Genomic DNA, 15,853 nt, shown 5'->3' with positions numbered 1-15,853 from the left:
GTGAGGGATCGGTCGTGGTCCGACGGCGAGTCGTGGGGGCTGAGCGCGCCCACGCGGCGGAGCCGCAATTCGATACCGCCCGCGCCCCTGGGCAGGGCGGCTCCCGCCTCCTGCACACGCACCGCTGCCTTGTGAAATCGGTTATCCACAGGCAACCCAACGCACCAACTCTGGCCAGTAATCTCGCGGGCATGGAGCAGAGGCATCTCGGCCGTACCGGCCTGCGCGTGTCCCGGATCGGGCTCGGCACCCTCACCTGGGGCCGGGACGTCGACGAGCACGACGCCGCGGACATGCTGAAGGCGTTCTGGGAGGCCGGCGGAACCCTCGTCGACACCGCGGACGTGTACGGCGACGGAGAGGCCGAGTATCTGCTCGGACAGCTCATAGAAGGGCTGGTGCCGCGCCGGGACCTGGTCATCTCGACGAAGGCGGGCAGCGTCCCCGACCCCGACCGCCGTTTCGACGGCTCCCGCGGCCATCTGCTCGCCGCGCTCGACGCCTCCCTGGCCCGCCTCGGCACCGACTACGTCGACGTCTGGCACGTGCACGCCTACGACCCGGACACCCCGCTGGAGGAGACCCTCCAGGCCCTCGACCTGGCCGTGAGCAGCGGCCGCGCCCGGTACGCCGGGGTCTCCAACTTCTGCGGCTGGCAGATCGCGAAGGCGGCGACCTGGCAGCTCGCGGCGCCGGGCACCCGCACCCGGCTGGCCAGCACCCAGCTGGAGTACTCGCTGCTCCAGCGGGGCGTGGAGCGCGAGGTGCTGCCCGCCGCCCTCGACCTCGGCATCGGCCTGCTGCCGTCGTCCCCGCTGGGCCGGGGCGTGCTGACCGCGAAGTACCGCCACTCCACTCCCCCGGACTCCAGAGGCGCCTCCGAGCATCTGGCGCCGTTCGTCGCGCCGTATCTCGACGACACCGCGACCCGGATCGTGGACGCGGTGCAGACGGCGGCGGACGGGCTCGCCGTGACCCCGCTGCAGGTGGCGCTCGCCTGGGTCCGGGACCGGCCGGGCGTGGCGGCGCCGATCGTCGGCGCGCGCAACGCGCAGCAGCTCACGGGGGCATTGTCAGTGGAGGCGCTTAGTCTTCCTGACGAGATCTGCCGGGCGCTCGACGACGTGTCGGCGCCCGTGCACCGCTATCCCGATCACGACTGGAGCACGCTGTGAGCACGGAGCCGGGGCTGGGCGCCACGCCCGAGGCCGACGAGGGAACGACGGCCGGGAGGACGACGGAGGCCGACGCCCTCGCCACCACCGCCGCGGCAAGCGACACGCAACCCGCCGACTCCCGCGCGGGCGCCGCGGGCAACGGGAGCGACGGGGCCGAGGGCGGCAAGCGCGACACCGCAGGCGCGGGCGGTGGTGCGGAGGCCAGTGCAGGCGGAGAGGGCGGCGCGGGTGACGGCGGCTCGGTGGGTGCCGCGCGGCAGTCCGAGGCCGAGGCCGAGCTGGCTGCCCAGCGGGTCGAGCGGGAGCGGATCGAGCGGCGGAAGGCCGAGAAGGCGGGGCCGGTCGAGGCCGGGGCCAAGCTCAGCGGCAAGGCGGCCGATCTGCTCGCCGCGATCCGGGCGGTGGAGAGCGGCGAGCAGCCGACGGCCACCGTGTTCGCAGCGCCGGAGCCCGCGCCGCGTCCGGCGGCCGCCCCGGAGCCGGTCCACAGGCCCCAGCCGGCGCCTGCCGCCGTCGCGCCCGCCACGGAGACGGTCGCGGCGGTACGGGCGCTGCTGACCGAAGGCGGTGCGCCCGAGTCGCTCGCCCCCCAGGTCGCCGCCGCCCTCGGTGAGGGCGCGGACATCCTGCTGCGGGAGGACCCCTGGCAGCTGCTGCGGGTCACCGGCGTACGGCCGGACCAGGCGGACGGGTTCGCACGGGCGCTGCTGGGCGCGGAGTGCGGTCCGGACGACGAGCGGCGCGGCCGGGCGGTGACCGGCTGGCTCCTGGAGCAGGCCGCCCTGGCCGGGCACACCGCGCTGGAGATGCCGGCGCTCACCGCCGCGCTGGCCCAGCGGGCGGTGCCCGACCCCGAGGCGGCCGTGCAGGGCGCGATCGCCGAGGGAGACGCGCTGGTCTTCCAGGACCCCCTGGATCCCGGCGCCCCCGAGCCCGAGGACGACGAGGAGGAGCGGCCGGTGCGGGTCCTGGTCGGTCTGGAGCGGTACGCGCTGGCCGAGGAGAGCCTCGCCGACGGACTGGCCCGGCTGGTCAACTCCCTGTCCAAGGACGCCGAGGAGCGCTGGGAGGCGGCCGCCGCGGCGGTTACCGGCGGCGCGGCCGAGCTGGCGGCGGCGGTCGCCGGACACGGCCTGGTGCTGCACACGGGCGGCGAGGCGGCGCGCGCCGAACCGGCGGCCCTGCTGAGCGCCGCCCGGAGCGCCGGACTGCGTGCCTTCGCCGCCACCCACACCCCGGAGGGGCACCGCCGCCTGCCCGCCCTGCCGGCGGACGGCGAGGCGGCGGACGGCGAGGCGGCCGTCGGCACGGTCGCCGGTCTGCTCTCCGGCGCCGAGGGGCCCGGCCGGGACGCGGAGGGTGCCCTGGACCTCGATCTGCTGATCGTGCTGGACGCGCCCCAGCTGGACGTGGAGGGCGCGGCGATCCTCGTGGAGGCGCTGCCCGACGGGGCCCGGCTGGTGTTGAGCGGGGATCCGGCGGTGCTGTGGTCGGCGGGCCCCGGGCGGGTCTTCGCCGACCTGCTGGCGGCCCGGGTGTGCCCGGCGATCGCCTCGCGCACACCCGACCCCGGCCCGCTCGGCGAACTGGTCTCCGGGATCGGCGCCGGCGAACTGAACCAGGTGGAGGCGCCCGGCAAGGAGATCGTGATCGTGCCGGTGCGGGACGCGGGCGAGGCGGTGCACCGGACGGTACAGCTGGTCGCCGACTCCGTCCCGCGCGCCATCGGCGTCCCCGCCGAGCAGACCGTGGTGATCACCCCGGGCCACGGCGGCGCGGCCGGCACCCGCGCTCTCAACGCGGCGCTCAAGGAACGGCTCAATCCGGGCCCCGGCCGCTTCGGCGGCTTCGACCCGGGTGACCGGATCGCCTACTCCCCCACGCCGGGCCGTACGGTCCCGGGCCAGGTGGTGAACGCCGACGCCGACGGGCTGCACCTGTCGTGCGCGGGCACGCCCGTCGTCGTACCGAAGGAGCGGGTCGAGCAGGCCGTACGCCACGGCTGGGCGCTCACCGCCCACCAGGCGGTGGCCGGCCGCTGGCCCGCCGCGGTCGTGGTGCTGCCCGGGGACGCGGCCCAGTCCCTCAGCCGCCCCTGGGTGTACACGGCGTTCAGCCGGGCGGAGCGGCATCTGTCAGTGGTCCACGGCGTGGAACAGGCCCTGCCGAAGGCGGTGGCCGAGGCCCTGCCGAAGCCCCGGACGACCCGCCTGCCCCTCCTCCTCACGACACAGGCGCCGACGACGGCCGAAGCCTGACCCGGCCCCGGCGACCGGCGGTGCCCGACCGGCCTGAAGGCCCGGGAGGCACCACCGGTCACCGGAGGGTCAGCGTTCGGCGTCCAGCGGCTCCAGGTCCTCGTCCTCGTCGAGGTCGAGGTCGTCGTCCAGCTCGTCCGCGCCCTGGCTGCGCGCGGTGTCCTCGCCGTCGTCGCCGCCGTCGTCGTCGAACACCGCGCTGACGTCGAACCGGCACACCACCCGCTGCGGGTCGACCCCCTCGAACGGGGCCTCCAGCCACTCACCGGGCTCGGCCTGCTCGTCCGCCGCGGTCACCCACAGTGTGGAGTCGCCCTCCTCCAGGCCGAACTCCTTGTGCCGGGAGGCGATCTCGTCCGGCTCGAACTCGCCGAACAGGATCCCCAGCGCCCCGTGGATCGTGCCGGCGGCGTCCTGGTCCGCGCCGGGACCGTCGTCGTACTCCGCCGCCTCGACCCGCTGGGCCTGCGCCAGCAGCCGCTGTGGTTCCGCCACGGCGTAGTCGCGGCGGATCAGCACGCTGATCGCGTTCGGTTCCTCGGGCCCCGCATACGGTGGCAGCGAGTCCTCGGTACCGGGGATCTCGAAGGGGGTGACCTCGTCGTAGCGGTCGTAGAGCAGCTCGTCGTAGACCTCGGCGGCCGCGGCCAGCTGGTTGAACGCCTCGTAGACAGCCGGGTCGTCCTCCCCCGACCTGCGTTCGACCGCGGCCAGATGGCGGTCGAGCGCGGTCTTGACCGCCTCGGCGGCGGCGCGTACCTCGGCAGCGGTGGGCTGCGCAGCATCAGACATAGTGCAGACGCTATCCGTACCGGGCACCAGCCCGCACAATAGATGCGATGCCGGAATACGAATTTGTCGACGTGTACGTGCCTCGCGGGGTGTCCCGCAAGGAGGCGACACGCCTGCTGACGGACCATGCCGAGTACGGACACTGGGAGTTGGACCGACTGAGCCTCATGCGCGACGGCAGCCGCAGGGTGCGGTTGCGCCGGCGGATCATCCGCCAGGTGCGTGCCACATGGTGAGACTCGCCGAATGACGGAAGGGGCCCCGCATCGACGGGGCCCGCTCCGTTCCACGCACCGTCGCTGCGGACGCCCCTTCTGTGGGGAGTGTCACGGTCCGTGCGCTACGCCGAGGCGCGCGCCTTGCGGTACAGCACGGCGCCCGCGAGCAGCGCGCCGGCGCCCGCCGGGAGCGTCAGGCCCAGCGGCAGGTCACTGCCGGTGTGCGCGAGCTGCGCGGTGGCCGGGCCGGGCCGGGTCACCGAGAGGCTGCCCAACGGGTCGACGAGGGTGGAGCCGTGGGTACCGGTCGTGACGGTCCGCCCCCCGGAGTGACCGGGCGGCGTACCGGGGTGCTGGCCCGGGTTGCCGGGGTTGCCCGGGTGCTCCGGCTGACCAGGCGTCCCGGGGTTGCCCGGGTGCTCCGGCTGACCAGGCGTCCCGGGGTGGCCCGGCTGACCCGGAGTCCCCGGCTGACCCGGCTTCCCGGGTGGGTTGCCGCCGTGCCCTTCGTGTCCCGGGGGCGTCCCGTGTCCCCCGTGCCCGGGCGGGGTCCCGTGTCCGTGCCCCCCGTGTCCGGGCGGCTGCGTGTGGTGACAGTCGCCGGAGTGGCCGGAGCCGCCGGAATGTCCGGAACTCCCCCCGTTGGCGCACTCGTCGCCCACGGCGGTGTTGCCGACCCCGATGACGTTGACGCTGTTCCCGCACACGTTGACCGGGACGTCGATCGGCACCTGCACGGTGTTGCCCGAACCGACCCCGGGCGAGCCACCGGTGTGTCCCCCGGCGTGCGAGCCACCGTGACTCCCGTGCCCACCACCGTGCCCCGCGTGCCCCGCGTGTCCCCCGTGGCCGCCGTGGCCGCCGTGGCCGCCGTGGCCGCCGTGGCCGACGGAAGTACCGCCCCCGTCGCCGTGGTTGGCGCACTTGTTGCCCATCGACGGGTTGAGGGCGCCGACGACGTTCACGGTGTTGCCGCAGACGTTCACCGGGACGTGCACCGGCGCCTGCACCGTGTTCCCGGAGAGCACACCGGGTGAGTCGGTGGCGGAGCCGGTGGCCCCCGAGTCGGCGTGGGCGTAACCGCCCGCCGCGGCGATCACGCCGGTCGCCGCGGCCACTGTCATGAGGCCCTTACGGGTGCCCTGTCGCATTTCTGAATTCCCCCCTGCCTTGGATCCTGACCGTTGCATTTCTCGCGGAAAGAGCCCGCGGAAAAACCGGTTGACCCCGGAGCGCATGGCGCGCGCTCCGGGGCCGACGGAAAGACGCCCCTCAGGGAGTGGGCGTCACTTGTTGATGCAGGTGTTGCCGAAGGCGGGGTTCAGCAGCCCGATCACCGAGATCGTGTTGCCGCAGACGTTCACCGGGACGTGCACGGGAACCTGGATCACGTTGCCGGAGACGACACCCGGGGAACCCACGGCAGCGCCCTGGGCACCCGAGTCGGCGACAGCCAGGCCCGCACCCGCGAGAACCAGACCACCAGTGGCAGCCGCAGCAGCGACGACCTTCTTGAGCATTATTCCTCCTTGTTGGCAATGCGATCCCAAGTAGCGGATCGCATTAGATGTAACGAGGAGGAAGTAATGGAGCTACGAGCTTATCGTCGCATTCACTCTTCTCAGTCGATCTCGCACAGCCGCCCGATTACCTGAAGCCAGGGCTTCACGACGCGTCGATGAAGCGGTCGAGCACCCGCACGCCGAACTGCAGGCCGTCCACCGGTACCCGCTCGTCCACGCCGTGGAACATGCCCGCGAAGTCCAGCTCCGGCGGCAGCTTCAGCGGTGCGAAGCCGAAGCCGCGGATGCCGAGGTCGTCGAAGGACTTGGCGTCGGTGCCGCCGGAGAGCATGTAGGGGATCGCCTTGGCGGTGGGGTCCTCGGCCAGCAGCGAGGACTGCATGGCCTCCACCAGCGCCCCGTCGAAGGAGGTCTCCAGCGCCTTGTCGGAGTGCACGTCCTCGCGGACCACGTGCGGGCCGAGGATCCGGTCGAGGTCGGCGAGGAACTCGTCCTCGTGACCGGGCAGGAATCGGCCGTCCACGTGCGCGGTGGCCTCACCGGGGATGACGTTGACCTTGTAACCGGCGTTCAGCTGGGTGGGGTTGGCGGTGTTGCTCAGGGTCGCGCCGATGAGCTTGGCGATGCCGCCGAGCCGGGCCAGCGTCGACTCCATGTCCTCCGCGTCCAGTTCGGTGCCGAGCGCGTCGCCCAGTTCGTCCAGGAAGGCCCGGGTGGTCTTGGTGACCCGTACCGGGAACTTGTGCCGGCCGAGCCGGGCGACGGCCTCGGACAGCTCGGTGATCGCGTTGTCGCGGTGGATCATCGAACCGTGCCCGGCGGTGCCGGCCACCTTCAGCTTCATCCAGTGCATGCCCTTCTCGGCCGTCTGGATCAGATAGAGCCGGCGCTGCTCGTTCACCGTGAAGGAGAAGCCGCCCACCTCGCTGATCGCCTCGGTGACGCCCTCGAAGAGGTCCGGGTGCTGGTCGACGAGGTGCCGGGCGCCCCAGGTGCCGCCGGCCTCCTCGTCGGCGAGGAAGGCGAGCACGATGTCCCGGGGCGGCTTCCGGCCGCTGCGCAGCCGGTCCCGTACGACCGCCAGGGTCATCGCGTCCATGTCCTTCATGTCGACCGCGCCCCGGCCCCACACGCACCCGTCGGCGATCTCGCCGGAGAACGGGTGGTGGGTCCAGTCGTCGGCGTTGGCCGGTACGACGTCGAGGTGGCCGTGGATCAGCAGCGCGGGCCGGGTCGGGTCCGCGCCCTCGATGCGGGCCACCGTCGAGGCGCGGCCCGGGTGCGACTCGAAGATCTTCGGCTCGAGCCCGACCTCGGCGAGCTTCTCGGCCACCCACTCGGCGGCCTTGCGCTCGCCCGGCCCGGAGTGGTCGCCGTAGTTGCTGGTGTCGAAGCGGATCAGCTCGCGGCAGAGGTCCACGACCTCGTCCTCGCCGGTGACGCTCCTGGCCGTGTCCGTCTCGCTCACGCTGCTTCCTTCCGCTGTCACTGCCGGCCGGTCCCTGTCATCCTTTCCGTCATCCTCTCTCCCTTCCGGCTCCGAGCCCAAGACCGGTCCCGGTCCGTCACACGCCGTTCACGCCCGCCCGTCCCCGGAACAGGGTGTGATCGGCCACCTCCGAAAGCCTGGTAATGTTTCCTCCGTCGCCGCGAGGGAAGCCCCGCGCGACAGACACCTTGTCCGGGTGGCGGAATGGCAGACGCGCTAGCTTGAGGTGCTAGTGCCCTTTATCGGGCGTGGGGGTTCAAGTCCCCCCTCGGACACCACGAAGAAACCCCTGCTGAGCAGGGGTTTCTTGGTTTTCGGGGAGCGTGCGGGTCAGCCGAGGCGGCCTATTCGGCCGTTCCCGGGGTCTCCGAGGGACACGGCCGTGGTGAACGCGGAGAGTGCCGCTCGACCCAGCAGCAGGGCGGGCCCGTGGGGCCGCTTGCTGTCGCGGACGGCGACCGTCGCCCCGTCGACGATCCCGCATTCCACGCAGTCGGACTGTGATGCGGACGCCGAGGACTTCCACCAGGTCACCGGCAGAGTCGACGCGTCGTCAACGTGCTTCATTCGCTATTCGTTCTTCCTTATCTGGGTGATCAGTTCCACCGACGCCTCGACGGACTCGGCGGCAGACGTGAGGCGTTGCCACGCGGCCCGGTGCGTGGAGACCCGATCACGTTCCTCGATGTACAGGGCGGAGGTCAGCCCTTCCTGGTGGACGACGTCCAGGTCCGTGTGCGGACCGAAGCCCAGGATGCTGAAGGTGCCGGTCAGCCCGGCGTGCAGGGGGGCGTCCGAGCGCAACACCTGGATGTTGATGTTCGGGCGCCGCCCCATCGTAAGCAGGCGCCCCAACTGCTCGTACATCAGGGCGGGATCCTCGGTGGTGCAGCGCAGGGCCTGTTCGGAGATGATCGCCCAGAGCGCCAGCGGGTCGCTGTCGCGGGTGAGGACGGCCTGACGTGCCAGCCGTACCTCGACCAGTGCGTCGACCCGAGCCTCGACCGCCTCGGACATGGCGGTCGCCCGGATGATCTCGCGGGCGTACTCGGCGGTCTGGAGCAGTCCGGGAACCATCCCCAACTGCCAGGTGGACACCGTCTCCGCCTCGGCCTCCAGACTGATCAGATCCTCGTACACCGGCGTGAGGACACCCCGGTACGAGTGCCACCAGTCGCGGCGGCCGCCCTCCTTGGTGAGTGTGATCAGGGCCGCGCGCAGTTCGTCGCTCACGTCACGGCCGAGTGCGGTGTACAGGTCGAGCAGCGCCTGGATGTCCACTGCCTTGGGGGCGGTCTTGCCGGTCTCCATCCGGGACAGCTTCGAGGAGACGAACGCGCCTTCGGAGTGCTCCGCGACCTCGTCGAGGGTGAGTTCGCCGCGCAGTTCGCGCAACTTCGCACCGAGTCGTCGCCGGCGCACCGTGGGCGTGCTCACGGGTTCCCCCTTCTGTCCGGTGAACTGCCCGACAGTCTGCCGTGCCGCCCGCACCCTCGCCACCGGCTCACAGCTTGTGCCGCAACTCTCCCGCAGAGGTGCGCAATTTTTCACATCACGTGGAACGTATTGCGGTCGACTGTGCCGTGAAGGCACCATGAATCCGGGAAATACGAAAGTGACCGCACTCGCATGGCGAACCACCGTGCCTGCGTTGGGACATGCCCGTGAGGGGATCTACATGATCGAACGCCAGCGGAGCACCACGACCGAAACCCGTGCACTGCAAGTCGCCCCGCCGCCCGTCCTGTTACTGGCGAGCGAGCCTCAGTCCGCCAGGGCGGCACGGACGTTCGTGAGCGACTTCATCATCCATCACACACCGGACGCCTCCCGCGACCACATCGAGGCCGTCGCGCTGGTTACCTGCGAACTGGTCACCAACTCCCTGCGGTACGAGACCGACCCGGACGACCCGGTCCGTCTCCTCATCGACACCGACGGCTCCCGGACCCGGGTCGAGGTGCACGATCCGCTGAACCACCACCCCCGGCTGCGGCCCATCTCCGTCGAACGCGACCGCGGGCGCGGCCTGCTGATCCTGGACGCGCTGTGCTCGGGCCGCTGGGGCGTGGGCAACCTGCCCTGGGGCAAGTCCATCTGGGCCGAGGTCAGCGCCGCGTGAACAGCGCAGCCTGAACCGGGCAGTCTGAACCGCGCAGCCCGGTCCGTACCCTCCGATCCACACCGCCCCCCACGGCGACAGCCGGTTCCGCGGCGCTCTCCCCTCCCCGCCGCGGCACCGGCCGTCGTCGTGCGCGCGGCCGGGCCCGTGGAGTCGGCCCGCCTCACACCGTGTTGGCCTTTCTCACACTGTGTTGACCCGGCTCACGCTGTGTGTCTCATCTCTCGTCACCTTCGGAGAAGGCCTGGTCAGAGGTGACTTAAGGTTCAACAGACTGCTCCGAACGGCCGCTTCCAAGTGGCCACAAGATGAACGGGAGCCTAGCGTCGTACTAATATTTCCGGCTTGTTACCCAGCCGGAGCCGGATAACCCCAGGCACACCTGAGGACCCGCCGGTGCCCCGGAGGTTCCGGGAACGAGACGCGAGGACCGGATGGCAGCGATTGACGAGAGCAGTGCTCTCGGCCTGCTCGACGAAGAGATCCGCGAGGAGTTCGGGGACACGGCACGATTCTCGGCGGGAACCGCGGCCTCGCCGCGCACGCTCGTGGACGTGTTCGAAGCAACGGTACGGGCGCACCCCGACGAGCTCGCGCTGGACGACGGTACCGCCCAGCTCACCTACCGCGCACTCGCGGTCGAGGTCGAGCGGCTGCGGCGACGGCTGCACGAGGCCGGGGTCGGGCTCGGCGACCGCGTGGGCGTGCGGGCGCCGTCCGGGACCAACGATCTGTACATCGCCGTGCTCGGCGTGCTCGCGGCCGGTGCCGCCTATGTACCCGTCGACGCCGAGGACCCGGACGAGCGGGCCGCGCTGGTGTTCGGGGAGGCCGAGGTCGCGGCCGTCCTCGGCGCCGGCCTCTCGATCGACGTACGGAACCCCGAGGCCGGCAACGCCGCCCGGCGGCCCGGCGCCGAGCACGACGCCTGGATCATCTTCACCTCCGGTTCCACCGGCAAGCCCAAGGGCGTCGCCGTCACCCACCGCAGCGCCGCCGCCTTCGTGGACGCCGAGGCCGCGCTCTTCCTGACCGAGGAACCGATCGGACCCGGCGACCGGGTCATGGCGGGCCTCTCGGTGGCCTTCGACGCCTCCTGCGAGGAGATGTGGCTGGCCTGGCGCTACGGCGCCTGCCTGGTCCCGGTCCCCCGCTCCCAGGTCCGCAGCGGCGCCGATCTCGGCCCCTGGCTGGTCGAGCAGGAGATCACCGTCGTCTCGACCGTGCCGACCCTGGCCGCGCTCTGGGAGCCCGAGACACTCAACGACGTCCGCCTGCTGATCTTCGGCGGTGAGGCCTGCCCGCCCGAGCTGGCACAGCGGCTGGTCACCGAGGGCCGCGAGGTCTGGAACACCTACGGGCCCACCGAGGCCACCGTCGTGGCCTGTGCCGCCCTGATGACCGGCGAGGAGCCGATCCGTATCGGGCTGCCGTTGAACGGCTGGGAGCTCGCCGTCGTGGACGACGCGGGCGTGCCCGTCTCCCTGGGCGAGAGCGGCCAGCTGGTGATCGGCGGGGTCGGCCTGGCCCGCTACCTCGACGCCGAGAAGGATGCCGAGAAGTACGCGCCCCTTGAGTCGCTGGGCTGGGACCGGGCGTACCGCAGCGGTGACCTGGTGCGCGCCGACCGCGAGGGGCTGGTGTTCCTCGGGCGCGCGGACGAGCAGATCAAGCTCGGCGGCCGCCGGATCGAGCTCGGCGAGGTCGACGCGGCCCTCCAGGCGCTGCCCGGTGTCGCGGGCGCCGCGGCGGCCGTACGCACCGCCCGCAGCGGCAACCAGCTGCTCGTCGGCTATGTGGTCACCCAGGACGGCTGGGACCAGCCGACCGCCGTCGAGAAGCTGCGCGCCGAGCTGCCCGCGGCCCTCGTCCCGCTGCTCGCGCCCGTCGCGGAGCTGCCCACCCGCACCTCGGGCAAGGTCGACCGCAACGCCCTGCCCTGGCCCCTGGAGGGCCTGGAGACGGCCGGCAAGGCCGAGCAGCTGTACGGCACCGAGGCCTGGCTCGCCGAGCAGTGGACCGAGGTCCTCGGCATCCCGGTGGCCGGCGCCTCCGACGACTTCTTCGCGATCGGCGGCGGCAGCCTGTCCGCCGCCCAGCTCACCACCCGGCTGCGCACCCGCTACCCGAGCGCGGCCGTCCTCGACATCTACCAGCAGCCGGTGCTGCGCAAGCTGGCCCGCCACCTGGAGGAGTCCGCGCAGGACGACAGCGCGCAGCGGACGATCGCTCCGGTGCCGCGCGCCGCCCAGCTGGTGCAGCTCATGGTGCTGCTCCCGCTGTTCACCCTGCTCGGGCTGCGCTGGACGGTCGTCCTGGCCGCGCTCGGCAACGTCCTGAGCGGCTACGGCTGGCTGCCCACCGCGCCCTGGTGGCTGGTGGCCGTCGGGGCCCTGGTCCTGTACACCCCGCCCGGCCGGATCGCGATCGCCGCCGGTGGCGCGCGGCTGCTGCTGCGGGGCGTGAAGCCCGGCCGGTACCCGCGCGGCGGCTCCGTGCATCTGCGGCTGTGGACGGCGGAGCGGCTGGCCGAGTTCACCGGGGCGACCGCGCTGACCGGGTCCTGGCTGGAGCGGTACGCGCGGGCGCTGGGCGCCAAGATCGGTCCCGAGGTGGACCTGCACTCGCTGCCGCCGGTCACCGGCCTGCTCAGGGTGGGGCGCGGCGCGGCGGTGGAGTCCGAGGTGGACCTGTCCGGGCACTGGCTGGACGGCGACCGGCTGGTGATCGGCCCGGTCCGGATCGGCGCCCACGCGGTCGTCGGGACGCGCGGCATCCTCTTCCCGGGCGCCCGGGTCGGCAAGCGCGCCGAGGTGGCCCCCGGCTCGGCGGTCACCGGGCAGATCCCGACCGGCCAGCGCTGGGCCGGCGCCCCGGCGGTCAAGCTGGGCAAGGCCAAGCGGAACTGGCCCAAGCACCGGCCGCAGCGCGGCACCCACTGGCGGGTGATGTACGGCCTGACGGGCGTCGGACTCAGCGCGCTGCCCGTGCTGGCGGGTGCCGCCGCGCTGCTGGTCGCCGGGCGTTTCGTGGCTCCCGGGGACGGCCTGGCCGAGGCCCTGCGGGGCGCGGCGGTCGCCCTGGTGCCGGCCACGCTGGCCTTCGGGCTCGTGTACGCGCTGCTGATCCTGGTCGCCGTACGGCTGCTCAGCCTGGGCCTGCGGGTCGGCACGCATCCGACGCACAGCAGGATCGGCTGGCAGGCCTGGACGGTCTCCCAGCTGATGGACCGCTCCCGCGACACCCTGTTCCCGCTGTACGCCGGTCTGGTCACGCCCGTGTGGCTGCGGCTGCTCGGGATGCGGATCGGGCGCGGCGCCGAGGTCTCGACCGTGCTCGCGCTGCCGAGCCTGACGACGGTCGGCGAGGGCGCGTTCCTGGCCGACGACACGCTGACCGCGCCGTACGAGCTCGGTGGCGGCTATGTGCGGATCGGACGCGCGGAGATCGGGCGGCGGGCGTTCCTCGGGAACTCCGGGATGACCGCGCCGGGCCGCAGTGTGCCGGACGGCGGTCTGGTGGGTGTGCTGTCGGCGACGCCGAAGAAGGCGAAGAAGGGCACGTCGTACCTGGGGCTGCCGCCGGTGAAGCTGCCGCGCAGCGCGTCGGACGGCGACCAGAGCCGGACCTACGAGCCGCCCGCGCGGCTGCTGTGGGCGCGCGCTCTGGTGGAGCTGTGCAGGATCGTGCCGGTGCTGTGCTCGGTGGCGCTGGCCGGGCTGACGGTCGCCGCGCTGTGCGCGCTGGGCGGCTGGGCGCCGGTGCTGTCGGGGCTGGTGCTGCTCGCCGCCGGTGCCTTCGCGGGCCTGGTGTCGGTGCTGGCCAAGTGGCTGCTGGTCGGGCGGCACCGCAGCGGGGAGCACCCGCTGTGGAGTTCGTTCGTGTGGCGCAACGAGCTGGCGGACACCTTCGTCGAGGTGCTGGCGGTGCCGTGGCTGGCCGGCTCGGTTCCGGGTACTCCCCTGATGACGGCCTGGCTGCGCGGCCTCGGCGCGCGCATCGGCAAGGGAGTCTGGGTGGAGAGCTACTGGCTGCCGGAGACGGATCTGGTCACACTGGAGGACGCCGCCACCGTGAACCGCGGCTGTGTCCTGCAGACTCACCTCTTCCACGACCGGATCTTGCGGACGGATACTGTGGTTCTCCGTGAGGGCGCCACACTGGGCCCTGGCGGGATCGTGCTGCCCGGCAGCACGATCGGGGCCCGTACCACCCTGGGTCCCGCGTCGCTCGTCATGGCGGCGGAGTCGGTTCCCGACGACACCCGCTGGCTCGGCAACCCGATCGAGGCATGGCGTCCCTGAGCGCGGGCCGTTCGGTGGCCGCGGGCATCGGTGCACCGAGAGACGGTTCGGGCAAGGCGCAGGGAGCGAACGCGGAAGTGGCAGTGCAGCAGTCAGCGGGTCCGGACCCGTACTTCCCGGACAACGGCGATCCCCGGTACCGGGTGCATCGCTATGAGCTCACGCTGGACTACCGGCCCGGCCCCAACCGACTGGCCGGCTCGGTCCGGATCAACGCCATAGCGGGCCGGGCGGCACTGCCCGAGTTCCAGCTGAACCTGGCCGACTTCAAGATCGGCCGGATCCGGGTGGACGGCCGCCAGCCGCACTGGACGCACCGGGGCGGCAGGCTGCGGGTGAAGCCCGCCAAGCCGCTGCGGGCCGGGGCCGCCTTCACCGTGGAGATCCACTGGTCGGGCAATCCCAGGCCGGTGAACAGCCCGTGGGGCGGGATCGGCTGGGAGGAGCTGACGGACGGCGCGCTGGTGGCGAGCCAGCCGACCGGTGCGCCCTCCTGGTTCCCGTGCAACGACCGGCCGGCCGACAAGGCGTCCTACCTGATCTCGGTGACCTGCCCGTCCGCGTACTCGGTGGTGGCCGGCGGGCGGCTGCTGACCCGGACCACCAAGGCATCCACGACGACCTGGGTGTACGAGCAGGCGGCGCCGACGTCGAGCTATCTGGTGGGCCTCGCGATCGGCAAGTTCCAGACGGTGCTGCTGGGCGATCCGGGCTTCGGCGGGATCCCGATGCACGGGCACATACCCGCGCATCTGCTGCCGGAGTTCTCGCGGGACTTCGCACGGCAGCCGGCGATGATGGACCTGTTCCAACGGCTTTTCGGGCCCTACCCGTTCGAGGAGTACGCGGTCGTCGTCACCGACGAGGAGTTCGATGTCCCCGTCGAGGCGCAGGGGTTGTCGCTGTTCGGCGTCAACCATGTGGACGGGGCGCGGGGTTCGGAGCGGCTGGTAGCGCACGAGCTGGCCCACCAGTGGTTCGGCAACAGCGTGTCCATCGCGGACTGGCGGCACATCTGGCTGAACGAGGGGCTCGCCAAGTACGCGGAGTGGCTGTGGTCGGAGCGGTCCGGCGGTCGCACCGCCCAGCAACTGGCGGCCGTCGCGCACCGGTTGCTGTCCGGGCTGCCACAGGACATCCGGATCGCCAACCCGGGCCGCAAGGCGATGTTCGACGACCGGCTCTACGAGCGCGGCGGGGTCACGATCCACGCGATCCGCTGCGTGCTCGGCGACGAGCGGTTCTTCCACATGCTGCGGGCGTGGGCGGGACTGCACCGGGGCGGCTCGGTGACCACGGCGACCTTCGTCGCCCATGTCGCCCGGTTCACGCAGGAGCCCTTGGACGACCTGATCGACGCCTGGGTCCACCGCACTGCGCTACCACCGCTGCCGGTGCTGGGCGACGTCGCCGAGTCGGCCTGAGGAGAGGGCGTCCGCGGGCGGTGCCGCAGAATGGGCCGCATGTCCCGTCGCACCCCTCGCCCCTCGCGCCCCGCCCCGCCCGCCGACTGCCCCTGCGGCCTGTCCGAGCCGTACGACGAGTGCTGCGGCCGGTACCACTCCGGTGCCGCAGCCGCGCCGACCGCCGAGGCGCTGATGCGGTCGCGGTACAGCGCGTTCGTGACCGGGGACCCGGCGTATCTGCTGCGCACCTGGCATCCGCGGACGCGGCCGGCGCGGCTCGATCTCGACCCGGGGATGCGCTGGACGGGGCTGGAGATCCTGGGCGCGGCTGACGGGTCCGCGTTCCACTCCACGGGGACGGTGGAGTTCCGGGCGTCGTACCGGGGCGGATCCCTGCACGAGCTCAGCCGGTTCGAGCGGGTCGACGGAGCCTGGGTGTACCTGGACGGCGACTTCCCGGGCTAGGGGCGGCAGCGGATCCCCCTGTGTGTCCGGCCGGTGGGCTCCGCCTTGCGGGGGTCACCGGCTCGCAGCAGGCTGTTCGACGGGGACGGTGAGGAAGG

At 72.5% G+C, this 15,853-nt stretch carries 13 protein-coding genes and 1 tRNA gene; 8 read left to right on the top strand and 6 right to left on the bottom strand.

Annotated elements, in window-relative coordinates; genetic code table 11:
• The first annotated feature begins 191 nt into the window (after positions 1-191).
• Together ACGFZQ_RS21040 and ACGFZQ_RS21035 are read left to right on the top strand one after the other, a co-directional pair.
• Positions 192-1,175 carry an aldo/keto reductase gene (locus ACGFZQ_RS21040; RefSeq protein WP_351700030.1) on the top strand — a complete coding sequence of 328 codons (984 nt, stop codon included), beginning with the start codon at positions 192-194 and terminating at the stop codon, positions 1,173-1,175.
• Entirely contained in the window at positions 1,172-3,436 is a 2,265-nt protein-coding gene (locus ACGFZQ_RS21035; protein WP_393841602.1) for a helix-hairpin-helix domain-containing protein, read from the top strand. The genes ACGFZQ_RS21040 and ACGFZQ_RS21035 overlap by 4 nt, the downstream gene beginning before the upstream one ends.
• A gap of 69 nt (positions 3,437-3,505) precedes the next feature.
• Here the strand turns inward: ACGFZQ_RS21035 and ACGFZQ_RS21030 are convergent, their stop codons facing one another.
• The gene (locus ACGFZQ_RS21030) at positions 3,506-4,228 is read right to left on the bottom strand and encodes a hypothetical protein (RefSeq protein WP_393841601.1); all 723 of its coding nucleotides are present in this window, start codon (positions 4,226-4,228) and stop codon (positions 3,506-3,508) included.
• Positions 4,229-4,275: 47 nt separating this feature from the next.
• Between ACGFZQ_RS21030 and ACGFZQ_RS21025 the strand changes: the two genes are divergently transcribed.
• Positions 4,276-4,464 (top strand): DUF5703 family protein, encoded by a 189-nt coding sequence (locus ACGFZQ_RS21025; RefSeq protein WP_046732800.1) that lies wholly within the window; start codon positions 4,276-4,278, stop codon positions 4,462-4,464.
• A 104-nt stretch (positions 4,465-4,568) separates the two neighbouring features.
• On the opposite strand, the gene ACGFZQ_RS21020 is transcribed toward ACGFZQ_RS21025, so the two are convergent.
• The 3 genes from ACGFZQ_RS21020 to ACGFZQ_RS21010 all read right to left on the bottom strand — a co-directional run bounded on the left by ACGFZQ_RS21020 (position 4,569) and on the right by ACGFZQ_RS21010 (position 7,437).
• Positions 4,569-5,597, bottom strand: a complete 1,029-nt coding sequence (locus ACGFZQ_RS21020; protein WP_393841600.1) for a chaplin family protein — start codon at positions 5,595-5,597, stop codon at positions 4,569-4,571.
• Between the two features lie 135 nt (positions 5,598-5,732).
• Complete coding sequence (gene chpH / locus ACGFZQ_RS21015) at positions 5,733-5,966, bottom strand: chaplin ChpH (protein WP_123978334.1); 234 nt, start codon at positions 5,964-5,966, stop codon at positions 5,733-5,735.
• A 145-nt stretch (positions 5,967-6,111) separates the two neighbouring features.
• Positions 6,112-7,437, bottom strand: coding sequence for a M20/M25/M40 family metallo-hydrolase (locus tag ACGFZQ_RS21010; protein ID WP_393841599.1), 1,326 nt, complete (start codon positions 7,435-7,437; stop codon positions 6,112-6,114).
• Positions 7,438-7,648: 211 nt separating this feature from the next.
• Between ACGFZQ_RS21010 and ACGFZQ_RS21005 the strand changes: the two genes are divergently transcribed.
• Positions 7,649-7,736, top strand: a tRNA-Leu gene (locus ACGFZQ_RS21005).
• Positions 7,737-7,788: 52 nt separating this feature from the next.
• Here the strand turns inward: ACGFZQ_RS21005 and ACGFZQ_RS21000 are convergent.
• Both ACGFZQ_RS21000 and ACGFZQ_RS20995 read right to left on the bottom strand, forming a co-directional pair.
• Positions 7,789-8,025, bottom strand: a complete 237-nt coding sequence (locus tag ACGFZQ_RS21000; protein WP_351739900.1) for a DUF397 domain-containing protein — start codon at positions 8,023-8,025, stop codon at positions 7,789-7,791.
• A 3-nt stretch (positions 8,026-8,028) separates the two neighbouring features.
• On the bottom strand, positions 8,029-8,895 hold the full coding sequence (locus ACGFZQ_RS20995; protein WP_393841598.1) for a helix-turn-helix domain-containing protein: 867 nt from the start codon (positions 8,893-8,895) through the stop codon (positions 8,029-8,031).
• Between the two features lie 283 nt (positions 8,896-9,178).
• On the opposite strand from ACGFZQ_RS20995, the gene ACGFZQ_RS20990 reads away from it, so the two are divergent.
• The 4 genes from ACGFZQ_RS20990 to ACGFZQ_RS20975 all read left to right on the top strand — a co-directional run bounded on the left by ACGFZQ_RS20990 (position 9,179) and on the right by ACGFZQ_RS20975 (position 15,755).
• Positions 9,179-9,580 carry an ATP-binding protein gene (locus tag ACGFZQ_RS20990; RefSeq protein WP_393841810.1) on the top strand — a complete coding sequence of 134 codons (402 nt, stop codon included), beginning with the start codon at positions 9,179-9,181 and terminating at the stop codon, positions 9,578-9,580.
• Between the two features lie 434 nt (positions 9,581-10,014).
• Positions 10,015-13,884 carry a Pls/PosA family non-ribosomal peptide synthetase gene (locus ACGFZQ_RS20985; RefSeq protein WP_393841597.1) on the top strand — a complete coding sequence of 1,290 codons (3,870 nt, stop codon included), beginning with the start codon at positions 10,015-10,017 and terminating at the stop codon, positions 13,882-13,884.
• A gap of 77 nt (positions 13,885-13,961) precedes the next feature.
• The gene (locus tag ACGFZQ_RS20980; RefSeq protein WP_393841596.1) at positions 13,962-15,308 is read left to right on the top strand and encodes a M1 family metallopeptidase; all 1,347 of its coding nucleotides are present in this window, start codon (positions 13,962-13,964) and stop codon (positions 15,306-15,308) included.
• A 39-nt stretch (positions 15,309-15,347) separates the two neighbouring features.
• The gene (locus ACGFZQ_RS20975; protein ID WP_382535364.1) at positions 15,348-15,755 is read left to right on the top strand and encodes a YchJ family protein; all 408 of its coding nucleotides are present in this window, start codon (positions 15,348-15,350) and stop codon (positions 15,753-15,755) included.
• Positions 15,756-15,853 lie beyond the last annotated feature (98 nt).

Source organism: Streptomyces sp. NPDC048254 (assembly GCF_043201895.1).
GTDB lineage: Bacteria > Actinomycetota > Actinomycetes > Streptomycetales > Streptomycetaceae > Streptomyces.
The sequence above is the reverse complement of the archived record's forward strand: the minus strand, read 5'-3'. Positions and strand labels throughout refer to the sequence as shown.